This window comes from Pseudomonas sp. ICMP 8385 (assembly GCF_002699915.1).
GTDB lineage: Bacteria > Pseudomonadota > Gammaproteobacteria > Pseudomonadales > Pseudomonadaceae > Aquipseudomonas > Aquipseudomonas gessardii.
In genome coordinates, this window is sequence record NZ_LKBY01000113.1 from 14,123 (window position 1) to 33,494 (window position 19,372).

15 protein-coding genes are annotated in these 19,372 nt (G+C 61.0%); 6 read left to right on the top strand and 9 right to left on the bottom strand.

Annotated features, from left to right (window positions below):
- Window positions 1-92: 92 nt before the first annotated feature.
- A complete protein-coding gene (locus tag AO268_RS20495) occupies window positions 93-2,657 on the top strand; it encodes a bifunctional diguanylate cyclase/phosphodiesterase (RefSeq protein WP_099169656.1) in 2,565 nt (854 codons plus the stop codon).
- 32 nt (window positions 2,658-2,689) lie between these two features.
- Here the strand turns inward: AO268_RS20495 and AO268_RS20500 are convergent, their stop codons facing one another.
- Entirely contained in the window at window positions 2,690-3,025 is a 336-nt protein-coding gene (locus tag AO268_RS20500; protein WP_076963696.1) for an ArsR/SmtB family transcription factor, read from the bottom strand.
- Between the two features lie 58 nt (window positions 3,026-3,083).
- On the opposite strand from AO268_RS20500, the gene AO268_RS20505 reads away from it, so the two are divergent.
- The 3 genes from AO268_RS20505 (at window position 3,084) to AO268_RS20515 (ending at window position 7,195) form a co-directional block, all read left to right on the top strand.
- The gene (locus tag AO268_RS20505) at window positions 3,084-4,175 is read left to right on the top strand and encodes an NADH:flavin oxidoreductase/NADH oxidase (RefSeq protein ID WP_076963695.1); all 1,092 of its coding nucleotides are present in this window, start codon (window positions 3,084-3,086) and stop codon (window positions 4,173-4,175) included.
- An 854-nt stretch (window positions 4,176-5,029) separates the two neighbouring features.
- Complete coding sequence (locus AO268_RS20510; RefSeq protein WP_099169657.1) at window positions 5,030-6,199, top strand: p-hydroxyphenylacetate 3-hydroxylase oxygenase component; 1,170 nt, start codon at window positions 5,030-5,032, stop codon at window positions 6,197-6,199.
- Window positions 6,200-6,262: 63 nt separating this feature from the next.
- Complete coding sequence (locus AO268_RS20515; RefSeq protein ID WP_099169658.1) at window positions 6,263-7,195, top strand: p-hydroxyphenylacetate 3-hydroxylase reductase component; 933 nt, start codon at window positions 6,263-6,265, stop codon at window positions 7,193-7,195.
- A 10-nt stretch (window positions 7,196-7,205) separates the two neighbouring features.
- Here the strand turns inward: AO268_RS20515 and AO268_RS20520 are convergent, their stop codons facing one another.
- Entirely contained in the window at window positions 7,206-8,099 is an 894-nt protein-coding gene (locus AO268_RS20520; protein WP_076963748.1) for a LysR family transcriptional regulator, read from the bottom strand.
- Window positions 8,100-8,230: 131 nt separating this feature from the next.
- Here AO268_RS20520 and AO268_RS20525 point away from each other — a divergent pair, with 131 nt between their 5' ends.
- On the top strand, window positions 8,231-8,653 hold the full coding sequence (locus tag AO268_RS20525; protein WP_076963692.1) for an ester cyclase: 423 nt from the start codon (window positions 8,231-8,233) through the stop codon (window positions 8,651-8,653).
- 96 nt (window positions 8,654-8,749) lie between these two features.
- On the opposite strand, the gene AO268_RS20530 is transcribed toward AO268_RS20525, so the two are convergent.
- Both AO268_RS20530 and AO268_RS20535 read right to left on the bottom strand, forming a co-directional pair.
- Entirely contained in the window at window positions 8,750-9,631 is an 882-nt protein-coding gene (locus AO268_RS20530; protein ID WP_099169659.1) for a glycine betaine ABC transporter substrate-binding protein, read from the bottom strand.
- Between the two features lie 35 nt (window positions 9,632-9,666).
- Window positions 9,667-10,830, bottom strand: a complete 1,164-nt coding sequence (locus AO268_RS20535; protein WP_099169660.1) for an L-dopachrome tautomerase-related protein — start codon at window positions 10,828-10,830, stop codon at window positions 9,667-9,669.
- Window positions 10,831-11,089: 259 nt separating this feature from the next.
- Between AO268_RS20535 and AO268_RS20540 the strand changes: the two genes are divergently transcribed.
- Window positions 11,090-12,511: an FAD/NAD(P)-binding protein gene (locus AO268_RS20540; protein ID WP_099169661.1), complete on the top strand. Its 1,422-nt coding sequence runs from the start codon at window positions 11,090-11,092 to the stop codon at window positions 12,509-12,511.
- Window positions 12,512-12,606: 95 nt separating this feature from the next.
- Here the strand turns inward: AO268_RS20540 and AO268_RS20545 are convergent, their stop codons facing one another.
- The 5 genes from AO268_RS20545 to AO268_RS20565 form a co-directional block, all read right to left on the bottom strand.
- A complete protein-coding gene (locus AO268_RS20545; RefSeq protein WP_099169662.1) occupies window positions 12,607-13,773 on the bottom strand; it encodes an MFS transporter in 1,167 nt (388 codons plus the stop codon).
- 684 nt (window positions 13,774-14,457) lie between these two features.
- The gene (locus AO268_RS20550) at window positions 14,458-15,714 is read right to left on the bottom strand and encodes an efflux RND transporter periplasmic adaptor subunit (protein ID WP_099169663.1); all 1,257 of its coding nucleotides are present in this window, start codon (window positions 15,712-15,714) and stop codon (window positions 14,458-14,460) included.
- Window positions 15,704-17,185: a TolC family protein gene (locus AO268_RS20555; protein ID WP_099169664.1), complete on the bottom strand. Its 1,482-nt coding sequence runs from the start codon at window positions 17,183-17,185 to the stop codon at window positions 15,704-15,706. Before AO268_RS20555 ends, AO268_RS20550 begins: the two co-directional genes overlap by 11 nt.
- On the bottom strand, window positions 17,178-18,377 hold the full coding sequence (locus AO268_RS20560) for an ABC transporter permease (protein WP_099169665.1): 1,200 nt from the start codon (window positions 18,375-18,377) through the stop codon (window positions 17,178-17,180). The genes AO268_RS20555 and AO268_RS20560 overlap by 8 nt, the downstream gene beginning before the upstream one ends.
- A complete protein-coding gene (locus AO268_RS20565) occupies window positions 18,374-19,081 on the bottom strand; it encodes an ABC transporter ATP-binding protein (protein ID WP_076963681.1) in 708 nt (235 codons plus the stop codon). The genes AO268_RS20560 and AO268_RS20565 overlap by 4 nt, the downstream gene beginning before the upstream one ends.
- Between the last annotated feature and the right edge of the window lie 291 nt (window positions 19,082-19,372).

The window sequence follows — 19,372 nt, forward strand, 5'->3', positions numbered from 1 at the left end:
TCTATTGTCTATGGGCAGGTAGTCGCGCACCCCGGGGTGCGTGGTGTGATTTTCGGTGCGGGTTCTTAGGTCGTCACGGCACCTGGAGTGCTATGGAAAAGCTCAACATTGATCCCAAGTCGTTGCTCAAAGGCAAAGTTTCCAATCTCTCCACCGCACGGGCCTATCTGCTCGCCTGTTCGCTGCTGTTACTGGCCATGTTTCTGCTGGTCGGGGTGTTGCTGGTCTCGATTGCCGCTCACCTGAACCACGATGCCGGCGAGCACACTCGGATCGATATCGAAAACGCCCTGCAGTCTGTTGAAAAGGTCGCTGCCTCTACGGTCAAGGACTATGCGTTCTGGGGAGATGCCTACATCCACCTGCATCAGCAGGTGGATGTGGACTGGGCATTTGCCCGACAAAACCTGGGCTCGACGCTATTTACCGACTTGGGCTTCGAGGGGGTCTTTGTGGTCGATGCCAGCGGCCGCACGGTGTATTCGGTGATTGAAGGCCAGTTGCAGGCCGTTGCGGTGCAGGACTGGTTGCCGATGCCGATCGAGCCCCTGCTGGCCCAGGCCCGGGAAGCCGCCGTCAACGGTCAAGCGCTGAGCCGCCTGGTTCAGGCAGACGGCACGCTGGCGGTGCTGGCCGCCGCAGCGCTTACGCCGGGCATCGATCCGAACGTGAAGGCCGAGGCGGGGCCCGCCGCGGTGTTGATTTTCATTGCCAAGCTTGCGCCGCAACGGCTGGTTGCACTGGGCCAGGAGTTTGGTGTGCAGGATTTGCGGGTTGTCCCGGCTGGTGGGGTAGCTGCGGGCGTGTTGAGTTTGAGCCTCAGGGACAATGCAGGCGTTGTGCAATGGACTTCGGATGACCCTGGGCACCAATTGCTGGTGCTGGTCGTGCCACTGGTGATTGTTGCCGGCCTGATCTTTACCCTGATGGCCTGGGTTATCCAGCGCCGCAGCACCGCCGCCGCGCGGGTCATGGACAGTAACTACGCGACCCTGCAGGCCAGTCGCGCCGCGCTGGCGGTGAGCGAGGAGCGCTTTCGCGATGTGGCCGAGGCGGCCTCCGACTGGATCTGGGAGGTGGACACCCAACTGCGGTTTACCTACCTGTCGGAACGTTTTGACGTGATCACCGGCCTTGTCGGGGCCAAATGGCTGGGGCTGGCGGCGGATGACCTGCTGACGTCGGATCAGGGCCTGTTGTCCGCCTGGTTCAAGGACCATGCCCGTCGCCCGAATGCCATCGTACAGTGCAGTTACCTGTGTGGCGGCGGGGAACTGCGCATCTGCCGGCTGTCGGTGCGTGAGATCCCGGGCCAGGGCTATCGGGGCACGGCCAGCGATATCACCGAAGAGGTCGAGGCACGGCGACGCATTGAATACCTGTCGCAACACGATGCCTTGACCGGCCTGGCCAACCGCACGCGCATGCAAGAGTTCCTGGAAGGCAAACTCAAGGCGGTGCCGACCCTGGAAAGGCCGTTGGTGATGCTCAGTATCGACCTTGATCGCTTCAAGCCGGTCAATGACCTGCTGGGGCACGCCGCCGGTGATGATGTGCTCAACCAGGTATCCCGGCGCTTGCAGGGCTGCCTGCGCGGTGACGATCTGGTGGCGCGCATAGGCGGTGATGAATTTATGTTGGTGGTGGCCGACATGAGCTCGCCGCTGGAGGTGGAAAGCTTGTGCCGGCGCCTGATCGATGGCATCGAGCAGCCGTTTTACCTCGCCGAGCACGAAGTATTTATCAGTGCCAGTATTGGGATTGCCATGGCGCCGGCCGATGCGATCCAGGCCGAAGAACTGCTGCGCTATGCCGATATCGCGCTCTACGAGGCCAAGGACGGAGGACGCAATACCTGGCGTTTTTATGCGGGCGACATGAACGCACGCATCATCGAGCGGCGCCAGTTGGAAGCCGATTTGCGTCAGGCAATCAAGAACGGCGAGCTGCGCCTGGATTACCAGCCGCGCTACCGCATTGAAGACAAGCGCCTGGCCGGCGCCGAGGCCTTGGTGCGTTGGCAGCACCCAAGGCGCGGGTTGCTGGGGCCTGATGTGTTTATCCCCATCGCCGAGGAAACCGGGCTGATCCTGCCGTTGAGCAATTGGGTGCTGTACACGGCCTGCCGGGCGGCCGCTGGCTGGCCTGAGGAGGTGATGATCTCGGTCAACCTGTCCTCCACCGAGTTCCAGCGCGGGCACTTGGTGGCACGGGTCAAGGCGGTGCTGGTCGAGACCGGCTTGAACCCGGCGCGGCTGGAGCTGGAGTTGACTGAAAGCGTGATGCTCAACGACGAAAAAGTGGCCTTGAACATCATGCAAGGCCTCAAGGCCCTGGGCGTGCGCTTGCTGATGGATGACTTTGGCACCGGCTACTCATCACTGAGTTACCTGCGTTCATTCCCCTTCGATGGGCTGAAGATCGACCGCAGCTTTATCCGTGGGTTGAACGCCAGCGGTGGCGATCAGTCGATCATCCAGGCGATTGTCGGCCTGGGCCGCGCGCTGTCGCTGACGGTGACCGCCGAAGGCGTGGAAACCATCGACCAGCTCAAGGCGTTGAAGGATGTGCAGTGCGATGAAGCGCAGGGCTTTTACCTCAGTGTGCCGATGAATGCCCAGGCGATCGGTGAGTTGATCGCGGGCTGCACGGATTAGGTCGCAGGCGCTGGCAAGCGATCGTGCAAGACTCATTGCTGGGCCAGAATACTCTCCAGCAACCCGGGAAACCGCGCGGCCAGCACATCCGCCCGCAACGAATTCATATGGCTGGTGCCAACGCTGCGGGTATGCACCAGCCCGGCATCGCGCAGCACCCGGAAGTGGTGAGACATGCTGGACTTCGGCCGCCCGCCGTCCAGCTCGCCGCAACTGGCCTCTTCCACGTCGGCCAGGCAGCGCACAATGTCCAGGCGCACCGGGTCACTCAACGCATAGAGCAGGCGTTCGAGGGTCAGGTCTTCGGGGGCGGGGTGTTTGAATGCTCGCATGCGGCGAATCATAACAGGGCTGGCATTGATTACCATAGTTCGATTAAGATCGAACTATCGAATCAAACATCACCCTCGTTTCAGGAGCATTCCCATGGCTGCATTATTTGAACCCTTCACGCTCAAAGACGTGACGTTGCGCAATCGCATCGCCATTCCGCCGATGTGCCAATACATGGCCGAAGACGGCCTGGTCAACGACTGGCATCATGTCCACCTCGCCGGCCTGGCCCGTGGCGGTGCCGGCCTGGTGGTAGTCGAGGCGACCGCCGTGGCCCCTGAAGGCCGTATCACCCCTGGTTGCGCCGGTATCTGGAGCGATGCCCATGCCCAGGCCTTTGTGCCCATGGTGCAAGCGATCAAGGCGGCAGGTTCGGTGCCCGGTATCCAGATCGCCCACGCCGGGCGCAAGGCCAGCGCCAACCGCCCGTGGGAAGGTGACGACCATATCCCCGCCGGTGACGCCCGTGGCTGGCAAACCCTGGCCCCCTCGGCGATCGCGTTTGGCGCGAACCTGCCGACGGTTCCCCAGGCCATGACCCTGGACGATATCGCCCGGGTGCAGCAGGACTTCGTCGAGGCCGCACGGCGTGCTCGCGACGCCGGTTTTGAATGGATCGAACTGCATTTTGCCCACGGTTACCTGGGCCAGAGCTTTTTCTCCGAACACTCCAACCAGCGCACCGATGCCTACGGTGGCAGCTTCGATAACCGCAGCCGTTTCCTGCTGGAAACCCTCGCGGCGGTGCGTGAAGTCTGGCCGGAAAACCTGCCACTGACCGCGCGTTTCGGGGTTCTCGAATATGACGGGCGCGACGAGCAGACCCTGGAGGAATCCATCGAACTGGCCCGGCGCTTCAAGGCCGGCGGCCTGGATTTGTTGAGCGTCAGTGTCGGCTTTACCATCCCCGACACCGCGATCCCCTGGGGCCCGGCCTTTATGGGGCCGATTGCCGAGCGCGTCCGCCGCGAAGCCGGTTTGCCGGTCACCTCGGCCTGGGGTTTTGGTACGCCACAACTGGCCGAAGGCGCGCTGCAGGCCGGTCAACTGGACCTGGTCTCCGTGGGCCGCGCGCACCTGGCCGACCCACACTGGGCATACTTCGCCGCCAAGGAACTGGGCGTGGACAAAGCCTCCTGGACCCTGCCGGCGCCGTACGCGCACTGGCTTGAGCGCTATCGCTAAGGCCCGCGGGCTCTTGTGGGAACTGTCGAGCTTTAGCGAGGCTGCGATGCGGGCACCTCGATTTTGCAGGTGGACCGAGTCGATCCTATCGCAGCCTCGCCGGGGCTCGACAGCTCCCACAGGGATTCGGACCGACAAGGGACAGTGCACTGAGCCCTGGGTGTCACCCGGGTCAAATGTGGGAGCTGTCGAGCTTTAGCGAGGCTGCGATGCAGGCACCTCGATTTTGCAGGTGGACCGAGTCGATCCTATCGCAGCCTCGCCGGGGCTCGACAGCTCCCACAGGGATTCGGACCGACAAGGGACAGTGCACTGAGCCCTGGGTGTCACCCGGATCAAATGTGGGAGCTGTCGAGCTTTAGCGAGGCTGCGATGCAGGCACCTCGGTTTTGCAGGTGGACCGAGTCGATCCTATCGCAGCCTCGCCGGGGCTCGACAGCTCCCACAGGGATTTGGCTCGACAAGATCATGCGCTGAGTCCTGGTGTCACCCGGATCAAATGTGGGAGCTGTCGAGCTTTAGCGAGGCTGCGATGGCGGCAGATCAGTCAATATCAANTATCAATATTGGTCGTACCGACGCTATCGCAGTTCAAGCCAGCTCCCATATTGGATCTTCGGTGGTTGAGCGCGAAATGTTCCACCCCGGCCAAGCCGTCGCAGTTTTTGCGGCGGCTTTTCTGTGGGCCATGAAAAGTACCATCTTCCATCTGGAACGTGCATTTTGCGCTGCGACCAAGCGCCACATACTGGGCCCGTCATTACGAACGTTCCCGGTTGTTTTAAGCCTCCTGTCGAGTGAGCAGGGCACAGGCCGGCCAGGAATGGGGATATCCAATAATAAAGAGACCGCCCATGAAAAAGCCAAACCCTCTGCTCGAAGACCTCAAGTCGGTCTTGCCCACCATCGCTGCCAATGCCTTCGCCGCCGAGAAAGACCGCAGCGTGCCTGCCGAGAATATCGCGTTGCTCAAGGGCATCGGCATGCACCGGGCGTTCTTGCCGAAAAAGTACGGCGGCATGGAAATCTCCCTGCCACAGTTTGCCCAGTGCATTGCCCTGTTGGCCGGTTCTTGTGCGAGCACCGCGTGGGCCATGAGCCTGCTGTGTACCCACAGTCATCAGATGGCGATGTTTGCGGCAAAGTTGCAGGATGAAGTCTGGGGCAACGACCCCGACGCCACGGCCAGCAGCAGCATCGCGCCGTTCGGCCGTACCGAAGAAGTGCCGGGTGGAGTGACCTTCAGCGGCGAGATGGGCTGGAGTTCGGGCTGTGACCATGCTGAGTGGGCGATCATGGGCTTTCGCCGCAAAAACGCCGAAGGCACCCAGGATTATTGCTTCGCCGTGCTCCCGCGCAGTGACTATCAGATTCGTGACGACTGGTATGCCGTGGGCATGCGCGGCAGCGGTAGCAAGACCTTGCTCGTTGACCAGGCCTTTGTGCCCGAGCACCGTATCCAGAAGGCCAAGGACATGATGGAAGGCCAGTCGGCGGGCTTTGGCCTGTATCCCGACAGCAGGATTTTCTTCGCGCCGTACCGTCCGTATTTTGCCAGCGGTTTTTCCACGGTCAGCCTGGGGATCGCCGAGCGCATGCTTGAGGTGTTCCGTGAAAAAACCAGAAACCGCGTGCGGGCCTATACCGGTGCGGCCGTCGGTGCTGCGACCCCGGCGTTGATGCGCCTGGCCGAATCCACTCACCAGGTGGCCGCTGCACGGGCCTTGCTGGAAAAAAGCTGGGACGAGATCGCCGAGCACAGCGCGCGCCATGAATACCCAAGCCGCGGCACCCTGGCGTTCTGGCGGACCAACCAGGGCTACGCCACCAAAATGTGCATCCAGGCGGTGGATCGGCTGATGGAGGCGGCGGGCGGTGGCGCCTGGTTTGAAACCAACGAACTGCAGCGCCTGTTCCGCGACGTTCACCTCGCTGGGGCCCATGCCTACACCGACTATGACGTTTGCGCACAGATCCTGGGCCGTGAACTGATGGGCCTGGAGCCGGACCCGGCAATGGTCTGAGCAGGCCACGCTTACCTATAAGAACAATCAGGGTGGGGCCATCGGCCCACCCGGGAGCCTTGCATGTCTACTGAAAACAAAATCGATAGCCGCGCGTTTCGCCGCGCCCTCGGCAATTTCGCCACCGGTGTCACCGTGGTCACCGCCGCCGACGCCAGCGGGCGCAAGGTCGGTGTGACCGCCAACAGCTTCAATTCGGTGTCTTTGGACCCGCCGCTGATCCTCTGGAGCATCGACAAACGCTCCACCAGCCACGCCGTGTTTGAAAGCGCTACGCACTTTGCGGTGAATGTGCTGGCGGCCGATCAGATCGAGCTGTCGAACAACTTTGCCCGGCCCAGGGAAGACCGCTTTGCCGATGTCGAGTACCAGGCCGGTGAGGGTGGGGCGCCGGTGCTGGCTGACTGCTCGGCCCGTTTTGAGTGTGAGAAGTACCAGCAGGTAGACGGGGGTGACCACTGGATCATGATTGGCAAAGTGGTGGCCTTCGACGACTGCGGCCGCTCGCCGTTGTTGTATCACCAGGGTGCCTATTCCATGGTGCTGCCGCACACCCGCATGACCCGGCGCGAGGAAGGCCAGCCCCCCAGCAGCCATTTTCAGGGCCGCCTGAGCCATAACCTCTACTACCTGATGACCCAGGCGCTGCGGGCCTATCAGGCCAGTTACCAACCGCGCCAACTGTCCACCGGCCTGCGCACCAGTGAAGCGCGCATGCTGATGGTGCTGGAGAACGATGCCGGCCTGAGCCTGGCAGAACTACAGCGCGAAGTGGCAATGCCGGTGCGTGAGATCGAAGAGGCGGTGAACAACCTCAAGCGCAAGGCGTTGGTCCGCGACGATCAGGACCGGGTCAAACTCACCACCAAGGGCATCGACGAAACCGAGGCGTTGTGGACCATCGCCCGTGAGCAGCAGGACACAGTCTTCAGCCAATTCAGCGCTGAGCAACTGGAGACCTTCAAGACGGTACTCAAAGCAGTGATCCAACACTGAGCGCGACGGTTCAATCCAGGTGCTGGAACTCCTTGACGATAAAATCGATAAACACCCGGGTCTTGGCCGGCAAGTGGCGTCGCGAGGGGTAGACGAGGTTGATTTCCAGGCGGGGCAGGTTCCACTCGCTGAGGATCGGCACCAGGCGCCCGGCGACGATATCGTCGTGGATCACATAGGTGGGTTGCGCGAGGATGCCCAGGCCCTGCAGCGCAACCGCGCGCAACAGATAGCCGTCGTTGGATTCCAGCGCCGGAGTGGCGGGCACCGTGATGGTCTGGTCTTCGCGCTGGAACGTCAGCTCATAGGGATCGGTGGCGTAGGTGTAGAGCAACAGTTGATGCTCGGCCAACGCCTGCGGATGTAGCGGGCGACCGCAACGCTCGAGGTAGTCCGGCGAGGCAGCCAGTATGCGTCGGGTATCGGTCAGGCGGCGGATCACCAGGCTGGAGTCCGGCTCACTGTCGCGGGTGCGCAGGGCGACGTCGATGTTGTCGTCGATGATGTCGTGGTAGCGGTTCTCGGCCACGATCTCCAGGCGCACATCCGGGTACTGCTCCTTGAACTTGGGCACCAGCGGCAGGATATGTTGCAGGCACAGGGATAAGGATGCGGTCACACGCAACACCCCATGCGGATGGTTTTTGCTCGCGCTGACGGCCTCGGTCGCGCCTTGCATCGCCGTGAGGGCGGCCTTGGAATTGGTGTAGAACACCTTGCCGACTTCGGTGACGAACAAGCGCCGGGTGCTGCGCTCGATCAGCCTCACGCCCAGGCGATTCTCCAGTGCCGCCAAGTGCCGGCTGGCCGCCGCACTGGACAGGTCCAGGGCGTCTGCGGCCTTGGTCACGCTGCCCAGTTCCGCGACCTTTACAAACAACTCATATTCGGTCCAGCGATCCATCAGCATTGCTCCACTGCACGCAAGGGTGTTTTCCAGTTACAGCATTTTTCAGGTTTATGCCGACCGTTAAGCTTTTTTTGCCCCTGCCAGTCTAGCCGTTGAGTGCAGGGAAAAACTTGATTGGAGTCGAAATGAGCAAGCATCTGGATGTGGTGAAAAAGTACTTCAAGTATTGCGTCGACGGTAAGGATGTTGAGCGCGTAGCGGAATTTTTTGCCGATGATGTGGTGGTTCATCGCCCCGATTGTCCGGCGCCTATCGTCGGTGTCGAACCGTTCAAACAGGCCTTGCGCCTGAACGTGACCGAGCGCTACGAGTCGATCGAGACAACCTTCCAAAAAGAAGTGGTGGCCGCTGATGTGGTGGTGGTTGCGTTGATGCATCACGCCAAGGGCTCCAACACCTGGCATGGGTTTGATGTGAGCGGCAAAGACCTGGCCTGGAGCGCGTTGACGTACTTCCGGTTCAATGCCGAAGGCAAAGTGGTCGAGGAAATCGTCGAGCGCAATGAGCTGTTCATGGCCAAGCAACTGGGGATTGTCGAGTACGACTGACCCGGGCTATTACCCTGCAGGGACGCAGGGGCAGAGCGCACTTGCACTGTGCCAGTGAAACGCTGCTGGAACAACTGCGCAGCAGCCCGTCTTCTGTCAGCTCACCGGTGCCAGCCACCCGCGCAGAATCTGCGGATGCCGCGCCAGCCACTCCCTGGCCGCCTCATCCGCCGAGCGTTCACCCCGGTTGAATGCATCATCCAGCTCGGCAACGACCGGGTTCGACAGACGAATATTATCCAGCACCTGAATCTCTGCACGGGTCAGCAACGCCAGGCGATCTTCCCGCGCCAGCAGCACCGCCCGATCCACATTGCCGAGCAAACCCCTGGGGTCCTTCAATTCGCGGATACGATAGCGGTGGTGCAGGAACTGCGGATGCCACAACGGCACGATACCCCAGTGCCCTTGGCGGTACAGGGCCTCAAAGGCGTCGATGCAATCGTCCTGAGTGCCCGTGCGAAATTGATAGCCGGCGTTGCTCAAGCCGTATTCGTCCATGATTTTCAGGGAAAACCGGGTAATCCCTGCGCCCAGCCCGATCCCCTGGATCAGCGGGTGCATGCGCGCGCGAACCTCGGGCTTGAGCAGGTCGTCGATGGATGCCACATCTGCCTCGCTCACATAGTCGGGCACGCCCCACATGGCATAGGGCTGGTAATGCAGGCCCAGTTCACGGACGGGCATGGCCTGTCGGTACACACCATGGCTGCATGGCAGCCAGGCCGAGGCCAACATGTCGATGGCGCCTTCGCGCAAGCGCTCGAAATTCACTTCGTGCAGGGCATATTGCCGTTCGACAGTCAGGCCCATGCGCTGCAGGACCAGCGCCACCACGGCGGCGGTGGCGCGATGGAAGGACAGATCGGTGACGCCCAGGCGCACCACACGCGAGCCGCTGGCGATATTGGCCAGGGAAAAGTCCTGGTGGGTCACGGTCAGCGTTTTCGCCGGGCGCCGGGGTGGGTGTCTGCGCATGTTGCTTCCTCCAAGAGGTACGGCTGATCACGGGGCTAGAGGGTGGGTGCCGGCGCCGCATCAATCTTCACGCGCAGCAGGCTGTAGGGCTTCTGGCGCAAGTCGCGACCTGCGTGGAAGATGCCCTGGCGATGCAACTGGTTGGCCATGAAATACAGGTAACCGTCCGGCCCGATGGACAGGGTGTCGGGCCAGAGCACACGTGGGTCGTGGACGATGGTCTGCCACTGTCCATCCGCCAGGCGTTTGTGCACGCTGTTGTGTTCGTAGTCGCCGGCATACAGGGCGCCGGAGGCATCGGCTTCGAGGCCATCGGAAGCGCCTTTTTCCCCCAAGTCCTTGACCGCCATATCCAGCCGCGCTTCGCTGACCGAGGTGTCGCGCAGCAACGCGGTGGGTACCGAGTACAGATGGCGGCTGGACAGCGGGCAGAAGTACAGCGTCTGGCCGTCGGCAGACAGGGCGATGCCATCGGACGCTACCGCAAACGGACGGGTGCTGCCGTCGGTGTTGCGAACCTGCAAGACCTGGCCTTCGACCTTGGGCACGAAATTCGGGTCTACCGAGGTCGAGGTGGCACCGCTGAGGCGGCGTAGGGCGGTGCCGCTGGCAATGTCCATGACGATGATCGCCCCGGGACCGCTCAGGGCCGAGTCGGTGATGTAGATCACCCCTTCATCGCCCACCCGGAAGTCAAAACGCATATCGTTGACGTAGGTGTTGGGCAGCATCACGTTTTTCGGGAACACCAGGGTCTTGACCACTTTGTTGGTGGCCAGATCGACGGCCACCAACTTGGCACCGCCGGGCGTTGGCGAGGCGAAACCGGGGGCGGCAGTATCCAGTATCCAGATCCGCCCGCGACCATCGGCCACCACACTTTGCACGCTGATAAAACCCTTGGCCGGGTCTTTCGGGTCGGCCTGGTTCATGGCCAGGTCAGGGTAAGGCACGACCTGGCCATCGCGCAGCTCACCCACGGTGAACGGCACCGTGTCGCCCCAGCGTGGAAAATTGACAAAGATCCGCCCGTTTTCGGCAACGCTGACGCCGGTGGGCATGGCGTCATGGAAGGCGAACACCTGCTCGATGGTGCCAATAGTTTGCTCGCTGGGTATCGGTTGGGCCTGAGCCGCCTGGCTGTTGATGGCAATCGACAAGGCCAGGGCAGGCCAGATAAAGGCGTGCTTGAGGTGCATGAAAAGCTCCGGGAATCGGCAGGAAAGGGTGCGTTGCGGCCCATGGTGTGCGTTCCCTGCCCATGGAAAAACCCACGAATGGCGCTAACAGTTTCATCGCAATCGAGAAAGTGTGGGGTTCTCCATCTTGGCGTAACTCGTGCAACGGAGCGCGCCTGGCTATATAACTAACGCAGCCACGTCGCTCTGAACGCGGGTTTACGCTGGCGCAGGCGATGGGCATAAGCATTATTCGGGCAACCAGTAAGGGCATATTTGCATGAGTGAAACCGAACGCGGACAGGCGACAAAGGCCATCTGCAACGCCGATGTGCTGATCATCGGCGGGGGGCTGAGCGGTACGCTGCTGGCCGTGCAGTTGCTGCGTTTGCCCGGCACGCGAAAGATTCTGGTGATCGAGCCGCGTGCAGAGCTTGGACGGGGCGAAGCCTATAGTGCGGTGGAGCTGGGGCACACCCTCAATGGCAATGCGGCACGCATGAGTGTGGACCCGGACAACGCCGACGACTTGACCCACTGGTTGACCGACTACATCGCCGCTGGCGGCTGGCCGGAATCGGATCAGCAACACGTCCCCGTCAGCGAGCTGTTCCCACCCCGGGGGATCTTTGGCCTGTATGCGCAACAGCGACTGGCGCAGGCCCGGGAGGGGTCGGCGTCAACGCTCACGCACATCCGCGCCGAGGTCATCGATACGCAGGTGGGACCGGACGGCGTACACCTGACCCTGGATGACGGCCAACCACTGCACGGTGCCCAGGCCGTACTGGCCACGGGCATGTTCCCAGCGGCGCGCACGCCGCAAACCCACTCCAGCGGCTTGAATGCGGCGGCGCTTGACCCGTGGGATGTGCGCGCCATGACGCAACTGGACCCACACTCCACGGTGTTGATCATCGGCTCCGGCCTGACCATGGTCGATGCTGTGGTGTCACTGGAACAGGCCGGGCATCGCGGGCCGATCGAGATTTTTTCACGCCATGGCCTGCTGCCCCATGTGCGCCGGCAACCCCCGGCCTGGGTGGATTTTTTCGCTGAAGATCAGTGCCTGCGCAGCCCGCGGCAACTACTGCGGGCAGTGCGCGGCCAATGCCAGAGCGCCCTGGCCCAGGGCATCGACTGGCAAGCTCCCCTGGACACTGTGCGCGCCCATATCGGCCGCCTGTGGAGCCAGGCCAGCGAGCGCGAAAAACGCCAGTTCGTGCGCCATGTACGGCCCTGGTGGGAGAGCCATCACCATCGCTCGCCACCGTTGAGCGCCGAGCTGGTGGCGCGGCTGCACGGGGAAGGGCGCCTGCGGATCCAGGCCGCTTCGTTCCTGGGCCTGGAGCCCACGGTAAACGGCGAAGTGACCCTGCGCTTGCGCCGTCGTGGCGAACAGCACACCTCCTTCGTCAGTGGCGCGGCCTTGATCAACTCCAGCGGGATCGAATACGACTGGCGCCGCGTGGCCCGCCCGTTGCCCAGGCAATTGCTGGCGCGCGGCTTGATCAAGCCCGGGCCATTGGCGCTGGGGATAGCGGCGGATGCCTCGGGGGCGGTGCTGGATAAACAGGGGGTGGCCAGTGAACGGCTCTTTGCCATGGGCCCGCCGCTACGCGGCATGTGGTGGGAGAGCACGGCGGTGACGGATGTGGCGATCCAGGCCAAGGCGTTGGCAGGCCGATTAGGAGCCTCGTGATCTCTTCAAGTTTTTAGCTTCTTCAGGATTGCGATGCAGATGCACGCGTCCTGAAAAGTAGTGGTCTCGTCTTGGTGAACTGCATAATGTCCATATCAAGCCTCTCTTTTTAGAATGAGAAATGCCGTGACTACACCAAATCCAGCCAGGCATGCCGTGAGCAGTGCCACAGTTTGAATGCCGTAAGGGATAAAAAAAGTCGCAAGAGCACCAAATGTTAACGCCACCAATTGTTGTAGAAAACTAAACAGCATCATTGGGTTGGCGCCGGGTAATCTGTTTACTGCCATGGCTGCTGTACATGGGTAGAGCGTTGCCTGGGCGTACCAAATAACTAGATAGGTCCCAATAGCCAAGTGGACTGACATATTTTGCCAGGCGGCCAAAAACAACACGCTGGTTGCGGCGGTTAATAGGCATGCACCAGAAATTGATAATTGACAAATACTGACAATGTTCAAGGCTCGCCTTACAGTGAATGCACCTAAGTAATAAGCCAGGCCCAGCCACAAGCCGAATGTGCCGTAATCGGCGCTATTCCAACGAAAATTGGAGTGAAATACATACGCTCCGATACCTTGATAGACAATAAAAATACCATAGCCACATCCTCCTAAAATGACCGGTAGATAAAAGCTGGGCTGGATTGCAATAGAGTAGTAGTTTGGCGTGGGTGTGGATTCTTTTGTCAGTGTGTCTAGTTTGTAAAGGCGCGCGCGTATTATAAAGGCTAGTGTGCTGGTGAGTATCAATCCGATGATTAGTAGGCATGGCAGAGCGATCCAGTTAAGGCTTGATATCAGAAAGCCGCCCGCTACTTGTCCACCGATAAGTGCAAAAATAAATGAATAGGATAATCCGGACAGGTTTTTCGCAAGTGCCGCCCCTGATGAGATATCTGTTAACAGTGTCCTGCCGATCAGAGCCCCTCCACCAGCACCTATGCCTTGCATAAACCGGGAGAAAAAGAACGCCTCGGGGCCAAAGCTGAGTAAAGACAGTACGCTACCTATGAATAAAATTGCACAGCAAACGAGAATTGCAGTGCAGCGCCCGAAACTGCGAATCAGGCGTGACATAAAAACTATCGGTAGTACAGCGCCACCCAAATAAAATAGTAGAATTTTATAACCTTCCGCCTCTTCTGTATTTAGTCTTGAGGCGAGCTGGGTTGTTGCAGGTATGTACAGTGTTATACCAAGCTGGGCGATTATGGTCGTGCAACACGCGAGAAGGAGCACCCGCTGAGGGGGTAATGACATGTAAGTTCCTTTTGTCACGGCGTCCTAAGGTGTGGGGTTGTATCTACAGCATTGAATTTACCGCTGTACAAAACTGTTTTAAGTCGTCTGAGGCCCAGTCGCAGCCATTTGCACCCTGCGCCGATAGGCCATGAATTTCGTCGTATAAAAAATAAATCGTACTTGTCTTGGAGGGTCATAAGTTTCGACATATTGGTGATCCTCCCGCTCAAGCAGAAGTGTGCGCACTGTTCAAAAAACATGAGTGGCAGGATGTTCTGCCTCTTCTAATAAAAGGTAAACGAATTCGTACACGGGACGTGGAGGAGTTTAAGGTTCGCGACGAGTCGAGTGCAGTTATTGCGCCATTCAAGATTTCGATATTGGAGTCCAGGCCAAGGTAGGAGTAAGAGCACATGTTTATGAATTTGTCGTCATTGACTTGCATGAAGCCGTCACCGAGATTGTCGGCGACAATTCCGCTCATTCGGGCCTCTTGTGTTCGGCTCCAAAATAAATCACCGCCGGCCACCATTTTCTTGATATTTGAATAACGGTTCATATTGCGCACCTGTCGCCCGAGGCAAAACGGATGACAATACTTTTCTAAGGCGTATTTTTTTACAATATCTTATGATGTAGTAAGTTTCCTGTATTTGTGTAGGTAAGCTCTTCAAGTGCTTTTCGGACACGCTGCAAAGGGCGTCACAAGTCAGTTTTGATAAACCCAGGCTTGAGCCCAAACACTTCCACGCCTTGGGCCGTCGATTGTCCCGTGGTGATGTTCACCCGCTCCACCGGCTTGTCCATGGCTGCCCGATACGCCACCCAAAGCCCATCTTCCCCATGGCTGATCGCCTGGGCCGGCACGATGATCGCCTGGGCATTGTTGTAGGTCACGATAGTCAGGCGCGCGCTCATGCCCAGGCGGACCCTTTGCAGCTGTTTGTCGGTCAATTTGGGAATGGACAAGGTCACCGGGAATTGCGCGCTGCCCTGGTTGTCATTGGCAATCGCCAGGCTGCTGACCACGCTGACCGAACCGCTCAGGTGCTCGCCGTCAAAGCCGTCGCCCATGACCTCCACCGGCTGGCCCTGGTGCAACTGGTTGATATCCAGCTCCGAGACTTTGGCGACGATCTTCAGGCGTTCGATATTGGCCAACCCGAACAGCACCTGGCCCTGGCCGACCTTGCTCCCCGCCTGTACTGGCGGGGTGTTGTTACCGCCCTGCGGGGTGCTGCTGCCGGGTGGGGGTACGACGATCCCGGAAAACGGTGCCTTGACCTCCTGGCCGTCAAGCAGCTTGCGCAAGGCGTCGTACTTGACCGTGGCGTTGGTCAATTCCATGTCTGCAATCTGCCGGTATTCGCCTTTACCCTGGTTCAGGGCCTGTTGCAGTTCGCTGCGGGCGGCGGCCAGGTCCAATTGCTGCTGCTGGGCCTGCTGTTTAAGGTCGTCCAGTTCGTTGCGCGGGATGATGCCGCGCTTGAACAGGTTTTCGCTTTCGACCAGTTTGCGCTGGGTGTTGTCGGCGCTCATTTGCGAGGTACGCAGGCTGCGTCGGGCGCGACTGACGGTGGGGCCGCTGTCCCAGTCCTGCATTTCCTGCACGGTACGCCGGGCCTTGAGTTGTGCGGAGAGCGCTTCGCGCAGTTGCACTTGCAGGGTGGCCGGGTCCATGCGCAACAGGACCTGGCCGGCTTCGACCCGTTGGCCCTGTTCTACCAGGTTGGCCTGCACATTGCCGTCGAACGGGGCGGTCAGGGTGATGGTGGTATCCGGTTCGATCCTGCCGACCAGGCCGATCTGGTGCACCAGGGCATCGCTCTTGACCTCCTGCCATTGCTCGGCCGTACCGGATTGGTTGGCGGCAGGCGTTGGGCGACTGAGCAGCGCAAATCCACCAGCGCCCAGCAGCATCAGCAGTGCAGCGCCCAGCAGGGCTTTTCTAGTAGTCATTGAGGGCGATTTCCCAACTTTCCAAGGTCATGCCCAGCGTCAGGTCGAGCTGGGTCTGGGCATTTAAATAAGCAATCAGGGCATTGAGACGGGCGTTTTCGGCACTGCGCAAGTCGGCTTCAAAACTCAGCACCTGGAAGTTGGTGGAGCGCCCGGCACTGAGTTTGTCCCGTTCGATCTCAAGCTTGCGCCGGGACAGCTCCACAGCCCGCTGGGCAATTTCATACTGGCGCCAGCGGGTGCCAAGGTCGCGCACCACGTTATTGACGCTGCGCTCCAGTTCCTGGCGCGCGTCGGTGATCAGGATGGCCTGGTTCTCTACATCCACGCGTGCGCGGACTTCGGCCTGGCGGGTACTGATATCGCCGATGGGAATGCGCACCTGGACACCGGCATAACTGTCCCAGCGCCGGCTGCTGGTACTGCCCACATCGTTGTCGGTGTTGGCGCGGATCTGGTTGGCACCGCCCACCAGGTCGACCTGCCAGCGCCCGGAGTCCTTGGCCAGCACCAGGTTGAGGTCGGCCTGCTGGCTGCCCAGCAGTGCCGAAAGGTATTCGGGCTGCTGGTTCTGCGCCAGGTTGAAGGCCTCGCGCTTGTCGATGTCCATGCGCGTGGCTTCCAGGGCTTCGGTGGCACGCAGCGGTGTCGCCAGGTCCAGGGCCAGCAGGCGCAGCAACGACAGGCGACTCATATCCAATTGGTTCTGGGCTTCCTCGACGCCCAGTTGCTGTGAGGCGATGTCAGCTTCGGTCTGGACGATTTCAAATTCGGCCATGCGCCCGGCATTGATCAGCGCCTTGTTGACGTCCAGCAGGGTATTGGAACGCTTGAGGGCCTCCTGGGCGATGCTCAGTTGCTCCTGGGCCCGCAGCAGCTCGCGGTAGGTGGCGATGATCTGGCTGATGGTCTGCGCGACGCTGGCCTTGAGGTTCAAGCGGTTGGCCTGTTCGGACAGGCGTGACAAGCGCAGTGGCGCAGTAGTGGCGTCCCAGCCGGCGCCGCGCATCAGCGGCTGGATGATGGCCAGGTCCAGGCCATCGCTGCGGTAGCGCCCGGCACGGTTGGCGTTGTTCAGTTGCTGGGTCCAGCCCATGCTCAGGCGGGTGCCGTACTCGCCGAGCAAGCTGCTGGTCGGTGACAGGGTGGCATTGCGGGCGCGGTCGTCACTGCCCTGGGTGGTGCGGTAGGCGCTGTTGAGCACCAGCTTGGGGTTGAAGGCATCTTCGGCCACCCGCAGGTCGAACTTCTGCGCCACCCGCTGCAGGTAGGCGCTGCGGATTGCCGGGTTGTTGCGCAGGCCCAGGTACACCGCGTCGCCCAGGGTCAGGGTGGTGAGCTGGGCGTTGAGCGAGACACTGCGCTCATAGCCGCTGCGCGTGGTGGTCGGCGCCGAAGGGCGGATCACCATATCGGCGGCCACACAGGGCAGGCTCACCAGGGCGATCAGCCACAGCAGGGGTTTATTCATCGCGCAGGGCCTCCACCGGCTGCAAGCGTGACGCCGAGACGGCCGGGTAGATCCCGAAAAACAACCCCACCAGCAACGTACTGCCCACGCCCAGGGGCAGGGCCGATACGGCCAGGGCAAACTGCCAGCCCGACAGCCAGGCGTAGAGATAGGCCGCCCCCATGCCCAGCACTGCGCCACACAGCGCGCCGACGGCCGTGAGGGTGACGGCTTCGAGCAGGAACAGGTTGCGGATATCCCGCTGGCGAGCGCCCAGGGCCATGCGGATGCCGATTTCCCGGCGGCGTTCCGAGACGTTCATCAGCATCACATTCATCACGCCGACCCCGCCACCCACCAGGGAGATGGCGCCCAGGGCCAGCAACAGATAGGCGAATGTGCGGCTTTGCCGAGTCATGCCGTCGATCATTTGCTGGGGGATCTGGATCTCGACGATATGGTCCGGGAGTTGCGCGCCCAAGGCCTGGGTGGCCTGGGCCGCGATGCGCTCCATGTCCTGGCCGACCGCTGCACGCAGGACCACGCTGCCTACCTGGGGTGTGGAATAGATACGGCGCATGCCGGCAGCCGGGATGAACAGTGATTCGTTGCTTTGCACCGGAATCAGCATCGAGCGCGGCTGGTCCTGCAGGATGCCGATGACGAGGAACAGATAGTCGTTGACCCGCACCCGATCGCCCAGGCGCAGCGGGTCGCCGGGCGCGCTTAACGCCTGGGCGATCTGGTCGCCGACCACCGCGTAGGTTTCGCCGCTGTCGAACTCGGACAGGAAGCGACCTTCGCGCAGAACCAGGCGCATGGCGTCCTTGAGGCCCGGGGTGCTGCCAATCAAGCCGGCATTGGTGGTGCGACCATGAAAGACGATCGGCCCGCTGAACGAGGAAATCGCGCCGATGTGGAGGATGCCAGGCACCGCCTGGCGTACGGCTTGCAGGTCCAGGCTGGTGGGCATCGGCACACTGCTGTTGCCCTTGGGCGGGAACTGCGCCACCAGGGTGTCGGTGCCCATGTCCTTGAAAATCATCGCCGCATCTTCGGCGGCGTTATGCCCGATATTGATCAGTGCGACCACCGATGAGCTGCCGATGACAATCCCCAGCAGGGCCAGGATGGAGCGCTTGCCCAGGGTTCGCAGGCTGACAAACGCTTCGTGCAGCAACTGGCTCAGGCTCTGTTCGACCCGCAGGCTCATACGCATTCTGCCTCATGGACCACGCCGTTGCGCACCAGGATCTGGCGGTTCAGGCGCTCGGCGATATGCGGGTCGTGGGTGACGATGATCAACGTGACGCCCTGCTCGTGGTTCAGGGCCAGCAGCAGGTCCATGATGTCCTGGGCGGTGTGGCTGTCGAGGTTGCCGGTGGGTTCGTCGGCCAGAATCACCGCCGGCGCGCCCACCAACGCGCGGGCAATCGCCACCCGCTGGCGCTGGCCGCCGGACAGGTCGGCGGGGCGATGGTGGGCCCGTTCGGCCAGGCCGACCTGCTCCAGCATATGCAGGGCCCGCGCCACCGACTCCTGGCGCGACACACCGCGATAACCCAGGGGCAGGGCCACGTTGTCCAGGGCGCTGAGGCGCGGCAGCAGGTTGAAGCTCTGGAACACAAAGCCGATCTGCTGGTTGCGGATCGCGGCCAGTTGATCCGGCGTGGCGTGGAAAATGTCATGGCCGGCGAAGTGATAGGCGCCGCAGTCGGGCAGGTCCAGCAGGCCGAGGATATTGAGCAGGGTACTTTTGCCGGAGCCCGAAGCCCCGAGGATGCCGCAGCTTTCTCCACGGGCGATGGACAGGCTGACGTCATTGAGAATGGCCAAGTGTTGTCCGGCCAATTGATAGCTTTTGCCGATGCCTTGCAGAGAAATAAAGCCTGGGAGCGTTGGGGTATCTGTCATCATGACTACGCCTTGCGCTTCGGCAATCCGGCTTGTTCCTGAAAAGCGTTGTAACATCTTCAGGGCCTGCGTGACGGCTGCCAACAGCGGGTTTTTATTCTTGTTTTAAAAACATTGTTTGAATAGTAACTGCGATCCAGCCGCTTCGCCAGCCACAGAGATAGAGCGGTTTTTCTTGTGGCAGAGCCGCTACCGCTGGCCGGAAAATGCCGGGTCCTGCCCTGGGGAAGCCGTTTGCGGGGCGGGCGGCAACGCGTTTGGAGAGTAGGGTGCAGTGTCACTACTTGCTTTCGG